The 20,521-nt window shown below is 64.6% G+C and carries 11 protein-coding genes; 9 read left to right on the top strand and 2 right to left on the bottom strand.

All coding sequences use genetic code 11. From position 1 onward, the window contains the following. From DFO50_RS08890 to DFO50_RS08870, 5 genes are all read left to right on the top strand, one after another. Positions 1–1,806, top strand: a 1,806-nt coding sequence (locus tag DFO50_RS08890; protein ID WP_199489782.1) for a hypothetical protein, incomplete at its 5' end; no start/stop codon positions are given. A 97-nt stretch (positions 1,807–1,903) separates the two neighbouring features. Further along, complete coding sequence (locus DFO50_RS08885; protein WP_028500336.1) at positions 1,904–2,827, top strand: branched-chain amino acid transaminase; 924 nt, start codon at positions 1,904–1,906, stop codon at positions 2,825–2,827. Between the two features lie 74 nt (positions 2,828–2,901). Further along, entirely contained in the window at positions 2,902–3,105 is a 204-nt protein-coding gene (locus DFO50_RS08880; protein WP_028500337.1) for a zinc-finger domain-containing protein, read from the top strand. Positions 3,106–3,346: 241 nt separating this feature from the next. Beyond that, a complete protein-coding gene (waaF, locus tag DFO50_RS08875; RefSeq protein WP_028500338.1) occupies positions 3,347–4,390 on the top strand; it encodes a lipopolysaccharide heptosyltransferase II in 1,044 nt (347 codons plus the stop codon). Then, positions 4,365–4,958 (top strand): TetR/AcrR family transcriptional regulator, encoded by a 594-nt coding sequence (locus tag DFO50_RS08870; RefSeq protein WP_036386839.1) that lies wholly within the window; start codon positions 4,365–4,367, stop codon positions 4,956–4,958. The genes waaF and DFO50_RS08870 overlap by 26 nt, the downstream gene beginning before the upstream one ends. 3 nt (positions 4,959–4,961) lie before the next feature. Here the strand turns inward: DFO50_RS08870 and DFO50_RS08865 are convergent, their stop codons facing one another. Continuing rightward, the gene (locus DFO50_RS08865; RefSeq protein WP_112692355.1) at positions 4,962–5,717 is read right to left on the bottom strand and encodes a molybdopterin-binding protein; all 756 of its coding nucleotides are present in this window, start codon (positions 5,715–5,717) and stop codon (positions 4,962–4,964) included. A gap of 103 nt (positions 5,718–5,820) precedes the next feature. Here DFO50_RS08865 and hrcA point away from each other — a divergent pair, with 103 nt between their 5' ends. From hrcA to DFO50_RS08835, 4 genes are all read left to right on the top strand, one after another. Continuing rightward, positions 5,821–6,840, top strand: a complete 1,020-nt coding sequence (gene hrcA, locus DFO50_RS08860) for a heat-inducible transcriptional repressor HrcA (protein WP_112692354.1) — start codon at positions 5,821–5,823, stop codon at positions 6,838–6,840. A gap of 47 nt (positions 6,841–6,887) precedes the next feature. Then, positions 6,888–7,880, top strand: coding sequence for a lytic murein transglycosylase B (gene mltB, locus DFO50_RS08855; RefSeq protein WP_028500341.1), 993 nt, complete (start codon positions 6,888–6,890; stop codon positions 7,878–7,880). A gap of 1,416 nt (positions 7,881–9,296) precedes the next feature. Continuing rightward, on the top strand, positions 9,297–14,036 hold the full coding sequence (locus DFO50_RS08845) for an autotransporter outer membrane beta-barrel domain-containing protein (protein WP_146745037.1): 4,740 nt from the start codon (positions 9,297–9,299) through the stop codon (positions 14,034–14,036). A gap of 311 nt (positions 14,037–14,347) precedes the next feature. After that, entirely contained in the window at positions 14,348–19,600 is a 5,253-nt protein-coding gene (locus DFO50_RS08835) for an autotransporter outer membrane beta-barrel domain-containing protein (protein ID WP_146745036.1), read from the top strand. Between the two features lie 20 nt (positions 19,601–19,620). Here DFO50_RS08835 and DFO50_RS08830 read toward each other — a convergent pair whose 3' ends face one another. Next, a complete protein-coding gene (locus tag DFO50_RS08830) occupies positions 19,621–20,520 on the bottom strand; it encodes a hypothetical protein (protein ID WP_036386208.1) in 900 nt (299 codons plus the stop codon). Position 20,521 lies beyond the last annotated feature (1 nt).

Here is a 20,521-nt window from a genome sequence, read left to right as displayed (position 1 = left end):
GCCGACGCGGCCACCCGGCCACAGTTCGCGCTGGATTCGGCCCTGCTCGGCGGCATGTATGCCGGCAAGATCTTCCTGACCGGCACCGAGCACGGCGTTGGCGTCAACCTTGGCGGCAAAGTCACCGCCGGCGATGGCGGACTGGTGCTGCATGCCGACGGCCGGCTGGAAGTCAGCGGCACGGTGCACAGCGAGGGCAGCGCCCGGCTGCACAGCCACGAACGACTCGACAACCGCGGCGGAATCCTCACCGCCCGCGGGAACATCTCGCTGGACGGTGCACGGCTGAACAACGCCGGGGGGCGCATCGAATCGACAGCCGGGGCGCTGGACATGACGGCCCGCGCCGGCGGGATCGGCAACCGGGCGGGCCGGATCAAGGCCGCAGGGCGGATCGTTCTCACCAGCGACGGCATCGACAACCGGGGCGGCACCATTGCCGGACAGCAACTCGTCATCGATGCCCGCCAGGCAACGCTCGACAACCGGAACGGGGGGCTGGACGCCCGGGAGGACCTGAGCCTGAACGGCAGCAGTCACCTGGGCAACCGCCAGGGGCATATCCGTGCAGGCGGCCGGCTGGCCATCGGGACCCCTTCCACCCCGCTGCGGGGCATCGTCAATCACGACGGCGAGCTGCATGCCGGCCGGCAGCTGACCATCCATGCCGACCAGTTCGATGGTGACGGCCGGCTGTACAGTGGCGGTGATTTCCATCTGGCCGTGCATGGCGACCTCAGCCACGGCGGCACGTTGCGGGCAGGGGGGGATGCCACCGCACGGGTCGGCGGCATCCTCCTCAATCTGGGGCGAATGGAAACGGGCCGCCGGCTGACGCTGTCCAGCGCCCACCTTGCCAATGCCGGCCTGCTCGGCGGCGACGTCATCCGGTTATCCTCGACCGGCAGGGTGGAGAACCTGGGGCTGATCGACGGCCGCCGCGTCCATATCGGGGCCAGCCGGCTGAGCAACGATGCCGGGAACAGCCATGCCGCCATGATCACCGCCCGCGACCGCCTGGATATCGGCGTGCAGTCGCTGGACAACCATCCGCATGCCCGGATCTTCAGCGCCGGTGACCTGCTGATCGGGGGCGGGCTGGATGACAATGACCATGCCGGCGGCCGGGCCGGAAGCGTCGTCAACCGGGGCGCCACCTTCGAGGCGCTCGGCAGGCTGATCCTGCGGGCAACCCGCCTGCGCAATCTCCGCAACCGGGAATCCGGCACATCGATACCGGCCCGCATCCTGTCCGGCGGGCCGATGCTGCTGGACACCGGGCGGCTGACCAACGACGACAGCCTGATTCTCGCCAATCTGGCCGACAGGCCGGTCATCGTTCCGGCCCGCCCGCCGGCGCCGGAACCGACCGCCCCCGCGCCGGAGACAACCGCCCCTGCGCCGGAGACGGCCTGGGTGCCAGCCCCCCCCGCGCCGGAAACGGCCGGGGGGCCGGCTCCCCCTTTCCCGCCATGGCTGCACGACCGCTTCCGTGCGCAGCAAGAAGAGCGCGAGCGGCGTGCACAACTGACCGGCCGACGTTTCGACACCAGTCACCATGCCGATGAGGCCCGCTACCACGCCCGGCTGGCGCAAACACTTCTGCCCGCGCACGACTGGCAGCTGATTCCCGGTGTGGTACTGTCGGCCATGCAGATGGCACGGCTGACCGGACGCGTGCACCCCGGACTTTTCAGTCTGGGGGCCGACGGGCGGATCGACCTCGGCACCCTGCCCGGCCGCGGTCGGGATGCCGGTGCGAGCCGGCGTGACCGGCAAGAGGACGGCGCGCCCGTTTTCCGCTGAAAGCGCTTGTGCCGCAGCGATTTCCCCCCATCCAAAAAGCGGTTCTACAGCGCTATAATCCTTGGCAATGTCTACAGATCAAAAAGGGGAGAACACTATGTCGATGGCTGACCGCGACGGATTCATCTGGTTCGACGGCAAGCTCGTGCCATGGCGCGAAGCCACCACTCATGTGCTGACGCACACGCTGCACTATGGTCTTGGCGTGTTTGAAGGCGTCCGCGCCTACGAAACCGCCGAAGGCCCGGCCATTTTCCGCCTGCAGGACCATACCGACCGCCTGTTCCGCTCGGCGCACATCCTCGGCATCGACATGCCGTTCGACAAGGCGGCACTGAACGCCGCCCACCTCGATGTGGTCAGGGCCAACAAGCTGAAGTCGTGTTACTTCCGCCCGATGGCGTTCTACGGTTCGGGCAAGCTCGGCGTCGCACCGCCGAAGGGCGACGTGCACGTGATCGTGGCTGCCTGGGAATGGGGCGCCTACCTCGGCGAGGAAGGCATGAACCGCGGCATCCGCGTCAAGACCAGCTCGTTCGCCCGCCACCACGTGAACATCACCATGTGCAAGGCCAAGGCCAACGGCAACTACATGAACTCGATCCTGGCCAACAACGAGGCCATCAGCAACGGCTATGACGAAGCGCTGCTGCTGGACGTTGACGGCTATGTGGCCGAAGGCTCCGGCGAGAACGTGTTCATCGTCCGCAAGGGCAAGCTGTACACGCCGGACCTGACCAGCGCGCTGGAGGGCATCACCCGCGATACCGTGGTGACCATCGCCGGGGAAATGGGCCTGCAACTGGTCGAAAAGCGCATCACCCGCGACGAAGTCTACAGTGCCGACGAAGCGTTCTTCACCGGTACCGCCGCCGAAATCACGCCGATCCGCGAACTCGACGGCCGCCAGATCGGCGCCGGCAGCCGTGGCCCGGTCACGACCGAGATCCAGTCCCGCTACTTCGCCTGCGTGAAGGGTCAGGACGCCAGTCACCGCGAGTGGCTGACCCTGGTCAAGTAAACGTTATCCGGACGCGGAAACGCCGCCCGCGCGTTCCCGCTCCCGCCCACCCCTGTACGGAACCGAATCTGCAAATGGCTGAATTGAAAGAAAACCGCGCCAACTTCATCGAGATCACCGCGCATGACCTGCCGCTGCACTGCCCGATGCCGGGCATGGTCAAATGGAACGCCCACCCGCGCGTATTCCTGCCGATCCAGCAGCAGGGCGGCGTCTCCAGATGCCCGTACTGCGGCACCGAGTACAAACTGACCGGCCCGCTGCCGAGCGGCCACTGACGCGCGGCCCGCGCCGCGCGGGGGCAACGCGAACTGCGTTGGCCCGGGGCAATGCCTCTATAATCCGGCTTTCGCCCATGCCGGCCGCCAGGCCGGACGGGGCGATCCGAAAACGGCGACGGCATCGGCAGTCCGCGATGCCGTTACCCCCGGCCTTCGCCCCGCGAAGGCGCTCCGCTTCACCCGTGGTAGCGGGCGTGACTGCACGCCACCCCACGGGGGATCGCGTCTTTTGCCATTTATGAAGATCCTTGTCTGTTCCCCCGCCTGGGTCGGCGATGCCGTCATGGCACAGCCGCTGTACCGCCGCCTGCATGAGCGTCATCCCGGGCTTGAGCTGCACGTCCTCGCCCCGGCCTGGACGCTGCCGGTGCTGGCGCGCATGCCGGAAGTCGCCCGGTCGCACCTGAATCCGTTCGGCCATGGCACGCTGAAGCTGATCGACCGTCTTCGACTGGGCCGCAAACTGGCCCGCGAACACTTCGATCAGGTCATCGTGCTGCAGAATTCACTGAAATCGGCACTGGTTCCGTTCGCCACCGCCGCAAAACGGCGTACCGGTTATATCGGCGAAATGCGCTATGGCCTGCTGAACGACCTGCGCGAGCTGGACGAAAAAGCCCTGCCGGACATGGTCGGCCGCTTTGTCGCCCTCGGCGAAGATCGCGGCCAGCTGCCGCAACGACCGATTCCGCACCCTCGCCTGCGCACCGATCCCGCGTCGCAGATCGCCACCGTGGCCCGGCTCGGTCTCGATGCCGGCACCCCGGTAGTCGCCTTCTGTCCCGGCGCCGAATATGGCCCGGCCAAACGCTGGCCGGCCCGCCATTTCGCCACGCTGGCGCAGCAGTGCCGCGATGCCGGCATGCAGGTCTGGATTTTCGGCTCGGGCAAGGACCGGGACATCGCCGACGAAATCGTGCGTCTGGCCGGCGAGGACAGTGTGGTCAACCTGTGCGGCGTGACCCAGCTTGACGAGGCCATCGACCTGCTGTCGCTGGCGCAGGTCGCCATCTGCAACGACTCCGGCCTGATGCATATCGCCGCGGCCCTGGACCTGCCGCTGGTCGCCATCTATGGCAGCTCCAGCCCCGACTTCACCCCGCCGCTGTCCGAACATGCCGAGATCGTGACCCTCAGCCTCGATTGCAGCCCGTGCTTCGAGCGCGTCTGTCCGCTCGGCCATATGGACTGCCTCAACAAGCTGGGGGCCGATATGGTATGGTCCGCACTCGATCAAGCCATTGCCAGAAAAACGAATGATTTTGCCCGTCCAGGACGATAACAGCCGTAAATCCGAACTGGTGCGCGTCGCCGCCGGTCTGTTCCGCGACCGCGGTTTCGAACGCACTACCGTCCGTGATATCGGCAATGCCGTCGGGCTCCAGTCGGGCAGTCTGTTCTATCATTTCCGCACCAAGGAAGAGATCCTGGTCGCGGTGATGGCGCTCGGCATCACCAGCACCACCGAGCAGCTGCGCGCCGCGCTGGCGGCGGCGACGTCGCCGCGCGAGAAAGTGGCTGCCCTGGTCAACGTTCACCTGCACTCGCTGCTCGGTGAAAACCAGGCCGCACTGGAAGTGATGCTGTACGAATGGCGCAGCGTATCGCCGGAACAGAAACCGGGCCTGATCGTGCTGCGCGACCGCTACGAGGACCTGTGGCAGTCGGCGCTGGAAGAAGCCGTCGCCGCCGGCCTGATCCGCGCCGAAGACCCGCGCCTGCTGCGCCGCATGGTGCTGGGCTCACTGCAGTGGAGCGTGCAGTGGTACAAGCGCGACGGCGACCTCAGCGTCGAGCAGCTGGCACAGCAGATGCTCGACATCCTGTTGCCGCCGCCGGACGGCCAGTAAGCGCTAGCGCGGTTTGCGGTCCCGCGTCTCATAGCCGCGTGCCTCGACCGCACGGCGCAGCTCGCCGACACCGATATCGACCAGCGCCGGCGCACCGGTCAGGCCGAACTCGATATGCGGCGGCAGGTCGGCGGTGCCGAAGCTCGGCAGGCACGACAGGCGCAGCGCCGGGTAGCGGGCGACCATCTCCTCCATCAGCCCGATCAGGTCGCCTTCGCGCGCCTGCAGGGCGACAAAGCCGCGTTCGACATCCGGTTCATCATTGAACAGCCCCCGGTAATGGGTATCGAGCACCCACTCGATCATCGGCCATGCCATGCTCGGAAACCCCGGCACGAAGTGATGATTGCCGACGCTGAAGCCCGGAATCTGGTTGACCGGGTTCGGAATCAGCCGGCTGCCGGTCGGAAAATCGACCATGTGAATCCGGTGCGGATAGGCCTCCTCGCCAAAACGCGCCTCAAGAATCGCACGGCCGTCGGCATGCGTTTCCAGCTCCACGCCGGCCGCCGCCGCTGCGCAGGCCCGGGTGTAATCGTCCGGCGTGGCGCCGATGCCGCCAAAGCTGAACACCAGATCGTCCCCTGCCAGCGTGCGCTTGAGCGTCGCGGTAATGGCCTCCGGGGAGTCCGCCAGATACTCGGCCCAGTGGAGCCGCATGCCGCGTGCGGCCAGAATGTGGATCAGCGCCTGCAGATGCTTGTCCTGCCGCTTGCCGGACAACAGTTCGTCGCCGATGATGATTGCGCCTACCTTCATGAGGTCGACTCCGTGGCCGTGAATGGAGCGGGCAATCTATCTCTCCCGGTCTTTCCTGACAATGACCTGTCCCGATTCCCTCACCGTCGCGTAAAATCCCTGCATGCTCAATGAACGCGCGCAACGCCTGCTCAAATCGCTTGTCGAACGCTATATCGCTGACGGCCAGCCGGTCGGTTCGCGGACGCTGACCCAGATTTCCGGTCTCGACATCAGCCCGGCGACCATCCGCAACATCATGGCCGACCTGGAGTCGATGGGACTGATCGTCAGCCCGCACACCTCCGCCGGACGGGTACCGACCGCCAGGGGTTATCGCGTGTTCGTCGACAACCTGCTGACCATCCAGCCGATCGACCATATCGCCCGCCAGCAGATGGAACACGAGCTGCACCCCGACAGCCCGGCGCGGCTGGTCGCCGCCGCCTCGCAACTGCTGTCCGACCTGACCCATTTCGCCAGCGTGGTGGTCACGCCGCAGCGTGCCGACATGGCCTTCCGCCAGATCGAATTCCTGCATCTGTCCGACCGCCGCGTGCTGCTGATCATCGTCACCCAGCTTGGCGATGTGCAGAACCATTTGCTGTTCACCGAACGCGACTACACCGCATCCGAACTGACCGAGGCGGCCAATTTCCTCAATCGCCACTACGCCGGCCAGTCGCTCGCCACCATCACTGTCGAACTGGAAAGCGAACTGGCCCGGCTGCAGGGGCATATCGCCCGGCTGATGAGTGCGGCCATCGATGCCGGCAAGAACTCGCTGAACAGCCAGGCCGACACGGTCGTGGTCAGTGGCGAACGCAATCTGCTGACCATCGACGAACTGACCAGCGACCTCGGTTCGCTGCGTCAGCTGTTCGACATGTTCGAGCACAAGACCGAACTGCTGCGTCTGCTGAGCCAGAGCCGCGGCGCCCAGGGCGTGCAGCTGTTCATCGGCGACGAATCCGGCGTCCACACGCTGGACGGCTGTTCGGTGGTCACCGCACCGTATTCGATCAATGGCCAGCTGGTCGGCACGCTGGGCGTGATCGGCCCGACACGCATGGCCTACGAACGGGTGATCCCGATCGTCGACATCACCGCCCGGCTGGTGTCCGGCGCGCTGTCCCACTCCTGAATTCCCTTTGACCGGCGCCGATGGCGCCATTCCGACAGGATGCTGTAATGAAACGTCTGCTGCTCCCCGCCCTCTTCGCGCTCGCCGCCCCCGCCTTCGCCGACGAGGCGCTGCTCGCCCGTCCCGAGGCCCAGGCCTTCGTGGAGCGCACGGCCAGAGAGCAGGGACTCGACCGCGCGGCAGTGGCCGACGCACTGCGCCAGGCCGTGATCAAGCCGAACATCGTCGGCATTCTCGACCGCCCGAGCACCGCCCGGCCGTGGTACCAGTTTCGCCCGGCCCACGTGAACACCCGGCTCGCCAGCGAAGGCGCCGCCTTCTGGCAACAGAACGCGAGCTGGCTGGAACTGGCGGAGAACCGCTACCAGGTCGACCCGGCGGTCATTGTCGCCATCATCGGCATCGAGACCGGCTATGGCCGCAACATGGGCAGCTTCCGCGTGCTCGACGCGCTGGCCACCATCGGCTTCAACTACCCGCGCCGCGCCGACTACTTCCAGGGCGAACTGTCCGCCTTCCTGCGCCTGGCACGCGACGAGAACGGTGATCCGACCTCGTTCAAGGGATCGTACGCCGGCGCGATGGGCATGCCGCAGTTCATGCCGTCCAGCTTCCGCAAATGGGCGGTGGACCTGAACGGCGATGGCAAGCGCGATATCTGGAGCACACCGGCCGATGCCATCGGCTCGGTCGCCAACTACCTGCAGCAGCACGGCTGGCAGCACGGCGCCGACATCCTGCTGCCGGCCGCACTGCCGGCCGGCCTCGCCGATACACTGGCGGCCGACAAGTTCAACCTGCACTACAGCGTTGGCGAACTGAAGAAAATGGGGGTGCAGATCGACGCCGATATCGCCGACCCGGTGCTCGGCGTGGTGTTCCCGCTGGAAGTTTCCGCCGGCAACACCCAGTATTGGCTCGGTTTGCAGAATTTCTACACCATCACCCGCTACAACAAGAGCACGCTGTATGCGACTGCTGTCGCCCAGCTGTCGCAGGACATCGCCCAGCGGCGCGGCGCGCAACTCGCCGTGCAATAAGTGGCGGTCAACACCTGCAGGAAGGTTATCTTCCTGCAGGTCATATAGCGGATGAAATTTACAGTTCAGATTTATCTGTCGAATAAACAAGTTCCATCTTTATCAGACCGGGCAATTCCAATTGGAAACTCAGAATTAGCCCACACAAAAACAGAACTCCATCCACTTCATCCCGCCTGCCCCGGATACTGAACACCTTCTTTTCCATTTCTGCTTTCCAGCCATATGCGGAACGACAAGCACATGTCACGGCTGTTGCTTTCCGGAAAGCCATCCCTTGATCCGCACAAATAATCAGCAATAATTTCAATGGGTTCACGCAAGGAAAGCAGTGACCACGATCTGATGCTGACTGGCGATTCGTAATCGGGAAGGAGAAGCGACGGGACCGGGAGAACGGTTACCTGGCCTGCTCATCGGCAATGCAAAATTCGCCGAGCCATCACGACCGGAACGAATACCACACAGCGACGACGGGCAAGCCACCCCGTCTCCTTCCGGGTTTAATCATCCTGTCAGACTTAAATCCCGTTTCAGAATTTTCTGTCATATTTTGATCCATACCCTTCAAAAAACAAGAAACCTCCAAATACAGAAACAGTATCGTCCCATTCTCATTAAATTAAATACAAGACTAAATAATGCATGGAACCCCCTTTGTTCCCCTCACAAGGATTCAGCATGCACACTCCTGATCTATTCAAAACCGGCCGGCACCTGTTCGTCTCCGGTGTTCACCTTGGCAAGACCGCCGCCCTTTCCATTCTGGTCGGCAGCGCACCACTGGGCAAGGCGGCGGAAATGGATGACCATTCCGCCACGAACCGCGAGCACATCGCCTTGTCGGACGCCCCCCCTCCCTGCCAGCAGCCGAAACACGGGGACACCACTGCCTGCAGTCACAAGCAGTCTCTGGCAAGTCCGACCTTCAGGTACGGGGCCATGGCGGCAGGCGGCGCAGTGGTCATTGGTTCAGTGCTGGCAGGAGGAGGGGGGGGCGGGAAAAGTGGGGGGAAAGAAGAAAGCAAGGACCAGGCAGAGCCAGTTGCCCCGGCAGCACTGCAGCTGCCTGCGGAAACGGAGCGTCCGCCAGAAGAAGCCATACCGCCTCCCGGCGCAGTGGTGCCACCTCCCGGCGCAGTGGTACCGCCTCCCGGTGCTGTGGTGCCGCCTCCCGGCGCAGTGGTGCCGCCTCCCGGTGCAGTGGTACCGCCTCCCGGCGCAGTGGTGCCGCCTCCCGGCGCAGTGGTACCGCCTCCCGGCGCAGTGGTGCCGCCTCCCGGCGCAGTGGTACCGCCTCCCGGTGCAGTGGTACCGCCTCCCGGCGCAGTGGTACCACCTCCCGGTGCAGTGGTACCACCTCCCGGTGCAGTGGTGCCGCCTCCCGGTGCAGTGGTGCCGCCTCCCGGTGCAGTGGTGCCGCCTCCGTCCTCCAGGTCAAGGCAAAACATCACCATCAGCCATGATCGCCAGATCAACGGTGCGGCGGACAGCCCGCACCAGACGCTGGATATTTCCGGAGAGCATAACGCTGTTACCGTTACCGGCAAGACCACGCTGAACGGGGGCCTGGCCGGTATTACCGGGACGGGCAACGTCCTGTCCGTCACGCTGCACGGAAACAGTGAAATTCATGACAACCATTCGCGTGCCGCGCATCTTGTCGGCAACCACACCCGGGTCATGCTGAGTGGTAACACGCTCATTACCACCCAAGGAACCGGCATCGACATTACCGGCAGCAACGCGGAGGTCGTGCACTCAGGCCGGATGGAAATGCTGCATGACCACGCTGTCGGCACGAGACTGACCGGTGACATGGCCCGTTATATCGAAGAAGGCCGGCTCGACCTGCGCACCCCGTGGGGACATGGTGTGCAGGTTATCGGCAACAATGCGCATATCCAGACCGAACGTGACAGCCAGATTGACGTGACGCACAGCGCCACGGCCCTGTCCCTCTCTGGCGATCGTGGCACCGTACTGGTTGACGGCCGGATGACGCTGAATCACGGTGCCACCGGCCTTGCACTGGCAGGGCATCACAACCATGTGGAACTGTCATCCGGGGACATCCAGGTCAGAGGCGGCAACGGTGTTGCGCTTAAGCTTCGTGGCAACAACAACAGGATCGTTCAGAGCGGCCAGATCTCACTCAGGCCGAACGAGCTGCTGCCAGCCAGGCAACTGGCCGAGCCACTGACGGCCATATGGATCAACGGCGACAACAACAATGTGAGCATCAACAACCTGGCGCTGGATGGCCAGTTGCTGAGGCTGGGCAAACCACGCTGGCTGGCTGGACATGGCCAAACCTTCGGCATCACGAGCCGTTCCAATGGACTGAGGATCGAGGGCAATGCCAACCTGGTCAACGTGAATGGACCGGTTTTCTACCGTCAGGTCACCAAGCCTCTGGAGGGTTCCCAGCTTGCCGGCCTGAGCGAAACGGAAGAACCGTTGCGCACCCGCCCCGGTCTGCTGGTCGACGTCATTGGCAAATCCTCCGTCATTTTTAATAACAAAATAAATGTTCGAGGCACATTCGACAGCACGCCAACGCTATTCCGTGCCAGCCGCGGCGCAACACTCACGCTGGCAAAAGGCGCCAGCCTGGATACCGACGAATTGACGATCATCTATCCGGCCATGTTCCCGATCATGCATTCCCTGATGGAAGCCAGCGGCACAGGCTCGATACTGGAAAATGCCTCTACGGTGACCCTGCACAGCGGGGCGGGCCTGGCTGCCCGCGATCAGGGCAAGGTCATGAACAAGGGCAAGCTGTCATCGCGGCTGGAATCAACACTGCAGAGCGCCAGTGATGCAGAATGGGCCGGACCACTGCAAGGCGCTTACGCAATGGCCGCCACCGGTGCCGGCTCGGAAGCAAGTAACAGGGGCGCCCTATTCGTTTCGCTGGCCAACAATGTCGCCGCACACAAGAGCGGCTCCCCCGCCCTGGTCATGCCGCAGTTCAATGCATTGCGCCCCGGCAACACGGCCATGATCGCCATCAATGCCGGCCAGGTCCGCAACGAGACAAGCTCAAGCATCAAGGCGGAAGGAATTGGCGCCAATGGCATGTCGGCCTATGGCCATCTGTATTACCCGGCCCAACCCACCACGCTGGCCTGGAATCTGGGCAGCATTGATGTCAACCCGGCCACCAGCACCAAGCAGACCCTGTTGCGGGACTCCGCGCTGGTGGACTCGGATTTCAACCGGATACCGCTTGCCGCACACGAGTATGCACTGGGCATGTCGGCAGGCTCCCAGCGCGGCAATGACGGTGGTGCGGTCGCGGTCAATGCGGTCACCATCAATGACGGCACGATCACCGTGCACAATGCCGGTGCTGGCATGGCCGCCACTGGCGAGGGCAGCATGGCCTTGAACCGGGGCGTGATACGTCTGCTCAGCAACAACGGTGTCCAGGTCCCAGCCGACAATCTGTATGCCATGCTGGCAATGGATGGTGGCCTGATCGTCAATGCCAGTCAGGGTCTCATCGATATCCGCACCCCCGCCGGCAAGGCCTTCCGCCTGATCAACGGCGGCATGCTGGTCAACCAGGGCAAGGTAAGGCTGGACAACAAGCTGCTCCCGGCCGAGCACCCGCAATGGGGAGCGGCTGCAAACGCCGAGCTGACCAATGATTTCCCCCAGCACAAGAAGGACGCATCGCTGACCCAGAAGGACACCACCGCCAACCTCGACAAGTCAATGTTTTCTCCCGGTCTCGACACTGCCCCCGTCAGTCTGCACAACAACGGCACCCTGATGTTGAACGCGCATGCACTGACACTGTCTGGCAAGGATCAGTTGTTCAACGACGGCCTGCTTGCCAAAGGCAAGCTGATTACGCGCCACAGCAGCGCGGTGGTCAACAGGGGGACATTCGACGATATCATCCTGCGGGCGGATGCGCCGCTCATCAACGGCATGAAGGGCCATATCCGGCTAAACCGCGCAACGCCCAGTTTCGCCTATGCGATGCACAACAGCGGTCGGCTGCATCCAGCCAGGATGTTCCTGCTCGGCCACGCAGTCAATGCCCGGAACGGGGTCATCCTGATGACGCCAGGTGCTACGCTGCTGCCCGATGCTGCCATGTTTGAAAACGCAGGGGAAATCAAGGTAGAGCTCAAGCCGGATCAGCGTGGCACGCAAGCTCAGTCCCTGCTGACCATCCAGAAAGGCCTGCATGACGGCGGCGAGATCCTCAACACCGGCTTGATGGTGGCATCGGATGGCTTTGCCGTGCTCAAGACCCAGGCCCCGGCCGGCCCGACCCGTATCCTGTTCTCAAATCGCGGCAATGTCAGCTTCAGCACCGGATACGGCACGACAGCGGCCTTGCGGGCCGACCACGCCGGCGTCGACCTGCTCAACGACCTCGGTACCACCCTCGCCATCAATGGCGACCGCGCCATCGGCATGACCAGCAATGCCGATGGCCAGCTGGTCAACCGTGGCATCATCGAGCTGGGCAAGAAAGGAAGCCATTACACCGGTCTGGTGGCAATGTCGCTGGGACACGATGCGACCGGCACCCTGCTCAATGACACCACTGGCGTGATCATCATCCATACCAAGCAGTCCAGCGCCTTCGAGATCGCCGGGCCGAACGGCAAGTTGATCAACCGTGGCAAGGTCCTGCTGCAGTGCGGCAACAATGGCGGTTGCTCCATTTTAAGAAATGCGCATACGAAGACAAAGGATGTGTCCGGCACAGAGGAGGACAAGACTCTTGTCCTGCACCCGCGCATCCAGGCCAGAATCGCCGTGGAACGAAATGCCGGTGGCCAGACCCCGTTGAAATCGCTGGACAACTACCAGATCAGCACCACCGCCAGCGGCGGTGCCGGCACGCTGTCTGCTGATAACCTTTCGCTCGGCGACGTGACCATCGACACCCGCTTCAGTGCAGGTACTTCCGCCCGCAAGGTGGTACTCGACAAACTCATCGTCGGCAACAACCTGGCTGGCGCCGACAATATCCGTTCGACGACCGGCGTCTGGCGCGCGCATGGACATCACGATGCTGACGGCCATATCGGCGTAACCCTGGTCAAGAACGACTACCGCGACCTGATCACCGATGCCTCGCTGGCGCCGGTAGCCGAAGCCCTGGAGCGTAGTTACACCAGCAATGCGCTGTTCCGCAGTCTGGAGCTGCCGGGACGTGAGGACTTTACCCGGGCGCTGCGCCAGCTGTCTGGTGCCGGCTTCGAACGACCACTGCAGGCAACGTCCACCCTCGAACACCGCTTCGGCCTGATGGCCGAAACCGTCACCGAGGATACGGCCGGCTTCGGCTTCAAGATGCTTGGCCGCGGCCAGCCCGGCAGCCGGCTCGGCGCATCGGCCTATGACATGGTCGCGCTGCAGCAGCGTTTCGAATCAGGTACGGCGCAACTGGCGGTGCGCTACGGCTTTGCCCGTGTGTCTCCGGATGGCGGCAAGGGTCGGGATGCCGCACTGGATGGCCACAGCCAGTTTCTCGGTGCCCGCTATGCTCGGCCTCTGCTGTCCGGACTGGCGCTGGAAGGCGATTTCGGCTATGTCCTGCACCAGTACAGCACCCAGCGTACGCTGCGCTATGGCAACGCTCTGGATCGTCATGACAAGAAAGATGCCAACCGGCAGCTACAAGCCAACCATCGCCGTGACCTGCTTGGCAGCCAGGTGAACCTGGCGCTGACACGGAACGTGGGCAGCGTGGTGCTCGAGCCACTGCTGGGCGTCAAGCTGCGTTATCAACGCGACGGGGCGCTGAAGGAACGGCATGGCGGCGATTTCGGGCTGCAGCTGTCGTCACGCCATCAGGCGGCACTGGATGCGGTACTCGGGCTGCGTCTCAGCCATGACGGGCGGGACGGCAAGGCGCACGGCTGGCTGCTGGGCGCGCAGTTCCATGCCCGTCCGACCCTGCTGCGCCACACCGGCCAGCGCGAGGCCAGTCTGGCCGGCGCGCCGGATGCCCGCTTTGCACTGGTACCGGCCCATGACAGCCACCGCTTCAATTACGACGGACGGCTCGGTCTCAGCCATCAGGGGCGCCATGGCCGTCTCAGTCTGGACGGCTACCTGAGTCGCGACGACGGCAGCAGTGACCACGGTCTGATGGCAAGCTGGCAGCTTTCGTACTGAGCAGAAAACGCGGCGGAGCCGGAGGTACGGTACCGGCTCCCCCCATCAGCAATGCAGGATTCCCCTCTGCCCATCAAAGTCAGGACGAATGGCGAACAGAAATGTCACGCAAGCGATTCCGTCGCATTCTGCTATTTCATCAGTCAGTTTCAAATCCCGTTTCGGAATTTTCCATTCGCCCTTCATCCATTCCATTTAAAAAAACAGGAAGCGACCAAAGCCAGAAACAGTATCGTCCTATTCTCATTCAATGGGATGCAGGACATAAATAGCACATGGAAATTCCTTTGTTTTCCGCACAAGGATTCGATATGCAAACCCCTGTTCTGTTGAAAACCGGCCGACACCTGCTTGCCTCCAGCTTCCAGCTTGGCAAGACAGCGGCCATTTCCATCATGGTCGGTAGCGCACAGTTGGGGGAAGCGGCGGAAATGAACAACGATCCACCTGCAACCCGTGAACGCATCGCTTTGCCGGACCCCCTCCCTCCCTGCAAGGAACCGGAACACGGGGACACCTTTGCCTGCAGCCGCGAGCGGTCCCCGTCTGCGACAAGCGCGAGCCTCAAGTACGGAGCCATGGCAGCAGGCGGCGCAGTGGTCATCGGTTCAGTGCTGGCAGGAGGGGGAGGAGGAGGGAAAAGCAGCGGAACGGAAGAGGACCAGGGCAAGGCAAAACCCCAAGAAGGCGCAACACCGCCGGGAGGCGCAACGCCGCCGGAAGGCACAACGCCACCGGAAGGCACAACGCCACCGGGAGGCGCAACGCCGCCGGAAGGCGCAACGCCACCGGAAGGCACAACGCCACCGGAAGGCACAACACCACCTGAAGGCACAACACCACCTGAAGGCGCAATACCTCCAACTGATCCCTCAGCCCCTCAACAAGGGCAGGACATCACGATCAGCCATGATCGCCAGATAAACGGTGCCGCGTACAGCCCGCACCGGACGCTGGACATTTCCGGCGGGCAGAACGCTGTTACCGTCACGGGCAAAACCACGCTGAACGGGGGCCAGGCCGGTATTGCCGGGACGGGCAACAACCTGTCGGTCACGCTGCACGGCAGCAGCGAAATCCACGACAACGATTCGCGTGCCGCGCATCTCAGCGGTGACCACGCCAGGATCAGGCTGAGTGGCAACACGCGCATTACCGCCAAAGGTACCGGCATCGACATCACCGGCAATGACGCGGAGGTCGTGCATTCAGGCCGGATGGAGGTGCTGCATGCCCATGCCGCCGGCACGCGGCTGACCGGCGACATGGCCCGTTACATCGAGCAGGGCCGGCTGGACCTGCACACCCCGCAGGGACACGGCGTACAGGTTACCGGCAACAATGCGCTGCTTCACACCGAACCCGACAGCCAGATCGACGTGACGCACAGCGCCACGGCCCTGTCGCTTGCGGGCGATCGCGGCGCCGTGCGGATGGAAGGCCGGATGACGCTGAACCGCAGTGCCACCGGCCTTGCGCTGACGGGACATCGCAACCTGGTAAAAATATCATCCGGTGACATCCGGGTCAGGGGCGGCAACAGTTTCGCCGTGAAGGTCCGCGGCAACAGCAACAAGATCGAGCTGGATGGCACGATCTCGCTCAGACCGGACGAGCTGCGGCCGGCCAGGCAACTGGCCGAGCCGCTGACGGCCATGTGGATCAAGGGCAATGACAACCATGTCGACATCAACAGTCTGGGACTGGATGGTCAGCTTCTGAGGCTGGACAGGCCACGCTGGCTGGCCCGGCACGGCAACACCTTCGGCATCACGGCCCGCTCGAACGGACTGCGGATAGAGGGGGATGGCAACCAGGTATGGATAAACGGGCCGGTTTTCTACCGTCAGGTTACCAAACCCCTGACGGACAACCAGCGCGCCGGCATCAGCGACACGGACGAACTGCTGCGCCTGCACCCCGGCCTGATGGTTGACGTCAATGGCAAATCTTCCGTGCTGCTGAAGCACAAGATCAATATCCGCGGCGCATTCGCCAGCACACCGACCCTGTTCCGCGCCAGCAACGGGGCCACGCTGACCCTGGTCCAGGGTGCCAGCCTGGAGACCGGCGAGCTGAGGATCATGGACCCGGTCACCTTCCCCACCCGCCACGCGCTGATGGAAGCCAGCGGCGCAGGATCGGTCCTGGACAACTCCGCCCACCTGACCCTGCACGGCGGGGCGGGCCTGGCCGCCCGCAACCAGGGACTGGTCGAGAACAACAGCCAGCTGTCGTCACGGCTCGCCTCGACGCTGCTGAACGAGGCCGATGCCACGATGGCAGGCCCGCTGCAGGGTTCCTATCTGCTGGCGGCCATCGATGCAGGCTCGACGGCAAGCAACCGGCGCTCGCTGACCGTCTCGCTGGACAACAATGTTGCCGCCCACAAGACCGGTTCGCCGTCACTGGTCCTGTCACAGTTCAACGCCACCCGTCCCGGCAACACGGCCATGCTGGCCGTCAATGCCGGCACGGCCAGCAATGAGGCGGGCTCGACCATACGGGCCGAAGGCGTCGGCGCCGGCGGCATGTCGGCCCATGGGGGCAATCCCCGCACCCGCACACTGGCACGGAATCTCGGCAGCATTGTCGTCAACCCGGTCATTGGCAGGCAGCTGACCCTGCGCGACTCCGCCCTGTCCAGTTCGGATGGCCAGTGGGAGCCGCTTGCCGCGCACGAGTATGCGCTGGGCATGTCGGCGGGTTCGCAGCGGGCCAGCGGCGGGACCGGGGGACCCCAGCTCATCCATGCCACCGCCATCAACGATGGCCAGATCACCGTACACAATGCCGGTGTCGGCATGGCGGCCTCCGGCAAGGGCAGCATGGCGCTGAACCGGGGCACGATACGGCTGGTCAGTGACGATGGCGTCCAGACGCCACCGGACGGGCTGTACGGCATGCTGGCGCTGAATGGCGGCCTGATCGTCAATGCCAGAGAGGGCAGCATCGACATGGACACCCCGGTCGGCAAGGCATTCCGGCTGGACAGCGGCGGCATGCTGATCAATCAGGGCAAGGTCCGGATGGGGGGCCACTCGCTGTCGGCCGGGCATTCGCAGTGGGGCGCCGCCACCAATGCCGAGCTCACGGAAGATTTCGCACAGGGCAAAGGGCTGCCGCTGACCCCGCAGGGCGTCACCATCAATGCCGACAAGCCGATGTTTTCCCCGGGCGTGGACATGCCCGCCGTGCTGCGCAGCGATGGCAAGCTGATGCTGAGGGGACTGACGCTGACGCTGTCGGGCAATGACCAGTTGATCAACACCGGCAAGCTGGTCAACGGCACGCTGGTCACCCGCCACAACGCCATGCTGGTCAACAGCGGAACGCTCGACAATATGGTCCTGCAGGCGGACGCGCGGCTCAGCAATGAAGCATCGGGCCGGATACGGCTCAGCCATGCGGATCCGAGCCACATCCAGGCACTGGACAACAGCGGCCGGCTGTATCCGGGCAGGCTGTCGCTGCCCGGCCCGGCCACCAATGCCGGCAGCGGCGTGATCCTGATGGCACCGGGCGCCACGCTGGAGCCCGGGAACCACCGTTTCACGAATGCCGGCGAGATCCGGGTGGAACTCCGGCCGGGTCAGCATGGCGCACCGGCGCAGACGCTGCTGGCCCTCAGCCAGGGACGGCAAGCGGAAGGAGAGATCATCAATACCGGCACGATGGAGGCATCCGACGGCTTTGCCGTCCTCAGGACGCAGAACCCGGCCGGACCGGCCCGCATCCTGTTCGCCAATCGCGGCAGGATCCGCTTCAGCACCGGGCACGGCACGACGGCGGCGCTGCAGGCCAGTCATGACGGGCTGGACTTGCTCAATGACGCCGGGGCGACCCTGGAGATCAACGGCGACCGTGCCATCGGCATGTTCAGCAATGGCGACGGACAACTGATCAACCGCGGCACCATCAACGTCGGTCAGCCTGGCAGCCCCCACACAGGGCTGGTCGCAATGGCGCTCGGTCCCGACGCGACCGGCACCCTGGTCAACGACAGCACCGGCACCATCGTTGTCCATGCCGGACAGTCCAGCGCTTTCCATATTGCCGGGTCGGCCGGAAAGCTGATCAATCGCGGCCAGGTACTGCTGCAATGCGGCGACGGAGGCACTTGCACCCGGTTCAGGGACGACCATACCCGGGGGCAGGATATCACCGGCTCCGCGGAGGACAAGACCTTCGTCTTCCAGGCCAGAATTGCCGAAAGCCCCCCCGCCGCCCGGCAGATGTCGCCGGACGGTTACGAGATCGGCACCACGGCCAGCGGCGGCGCCGGCACCCTGTCCGCCGACGGCTTGTCGGTCAGCAATGTGGCCATCAATACCCGCTTCACCGCCGGCACGTCCGCCCGGCAGGTGGTGTTCGACAAGGTCTTTGTCGGCAAGAACCTGAGCGGTGCCGGCAATATCCGCGCGACCTCCGCCGTCTGGCGCGCGCACGGTCATTACGATGCCGACGGTCATATCGGCGTGACGCTGGTCAAGAACGACTACCGCGACCTGATCACCGATGCCTCGCTGGCACCGGTTGCCGGGGCGCTGGAGCGCAGTTACAGCAGCAACGCGCTGTTCCGCAGCCTGGAACTGCCGGGCCGCGACGAATTCACCCGGGCACTGCGCCAGCTGTCCGGTGCCGGTATCGAGCGGACATTGCGGTCAACGGCCACCCTGGAACACCGCTTTGGCCTGATGGCCGGGACCGTCTCCGAGGACGCGACCGGCTTCGGCGTGAAGCTGCTTGGCCGCGGCCAGCCCGGCAGCCGGCTCGGTGCATCGGCCCATGACATGCTCGCGCTGCAGCAGCGCTTCGAATCGGGCACGGCGCAGCTGGCAATACGCTACGGCTTCGCCCGCGTATCGCCGGACGGCCAGAGCCGGGATGCCGCGCTGGATGGCCACAGCCAGTTCTTCGGCGTGCGCCATGTACGGCCCCTGTCGTCCGGGCTGGCGCTGGAAAGCGATGTTGGCTACGTCCTGCACCAGTACCGTACCCAGCGTACGCTGCGCTATGGCAACCCCCTGGATCGCCATGACAAGAAGGACGCCAGCCGGCAGCCGCAGGCCGACCATCGCCGTGACCTGCTCGGCAGCCAGGTGAACCTGGCGCTGGCGGGCAAGGCAGGCAGCGTGATGCTGGAGCCGCTGCTGGGCGTCAAGCTGCGCTACCAGCGCGACGGGGCGCTGAAGGAACGGCATGGCGGCGATTTTGGATTGCGGTTGTCGTCACGCCATCAGGTGGCGCTGGACGGGGTGCTCGGGCTGCGGCTGAGCCATGACGGCCGGGACGGCAAATCGCGCGGCTGGCGGCTGGACGCGCAGCTCCATGCCCGCCCGACCCTGCTGCGCCACACCGGCCAGCGCGAGGCCAGTCTGGCCGGCGCGCCGGATGCCCGCTTTGCGCTGGCACCGGCAAGTGGCAGCCGCTTCAACCACGACAGCCGGCTTGGCCTCCGCCATGACGGTCGCCACAGCCAGTTCAGCCTGAACGGCTATCTGGGCCGCAACGACGGAGAAAGTGACCGGGGGATGACCGCGAACTGGCTGCACCGGTTCTAGGAGAACGGCAGGCAGGCCCGTCAGGCAATGAAGACGTTGTCGCCCTGACGAGCCAGCTTGCCGCGTCGGCCCGGCCACGTTTCCCACACCAGTTCGCTGTGCGGCAAACGACTCAGGTCCAGCGTCGCGGCCAGATCGCCCAGCGACACGCACTGCCAGCCCTGCCGCTTCCAGCCGGCCAGCAGCAGACCGACCATCTGCAGCAACTTGCGCCCGTCCGCTTCCGCGTTCAGCGAAAAGACATGGCCGTGGCGGCGCGGGGTCGAGGTCAGGTTGAGAATGCGCTCGATCGCCTGCGTCTGGTCACCATGCGATTCGGCCAGCACTTCGTCGAGCGTCGGCAGCGTGGTCGGCAGTTGCGGCACGGCCACGATTTCCGCCCGCTGTACCGGGATGAACGGTTCGCGTCCGCGGGCATCGCTGGCGAAGTGAATGCCGAGCCCCTGGCTCTGGCGCACGGCAGACCAGTTGCCATGCCAGCCCGGCGCCGCCAGCGTCTGCGGTGCGGCCCCGGTCAGCCGGGTGAAGCCGGCGATGGCCCGTTCCAGCGCCTTGCGCGTCCATTCGGCATCGGCCTCGGTGGATTCCTTGCGCCAGGCGGCCTGGTCCCAGGCCTTGAGTCCCAGTTCGAATCCGTCCCCCTGCAGCGCATGCAGGCATTTGCGCAGCGCACGCCCCATGTCCGGGCCCGGCCACAGCCGGCCGTTCTGGCGGGTCAGGAACGGCAGATGCGCACGCGGCTTGACGCCGCCATGGGCAAACCATTCAGCCAGCGGCACCTTGCCGGCCCGATCAGGCCCGAGGCTCAGATAGAACGTCGCGCCCGCCCCCTGCTCGCGAAACAGCCCGGCCAGCGCAACGGCGCCGTCGGTCAGCCCGACCCGGGTGTGGATATCGACCTTGAGCGCAATGACGGACATG

This window comes from Microvirgula sp. AG722 (assembly GCF_003269145.1).
Taxonomy (GTDB): Bacteria; Pseudomonadota; Gammaproteobacteria; order Burkholderiales; family Aquaspirillaceae; genus Microvirgula; species Microvirgula aerodenitrificans.
This window is presented reverse-complemented; position numbering and strand designations above follow the sequence as displayed.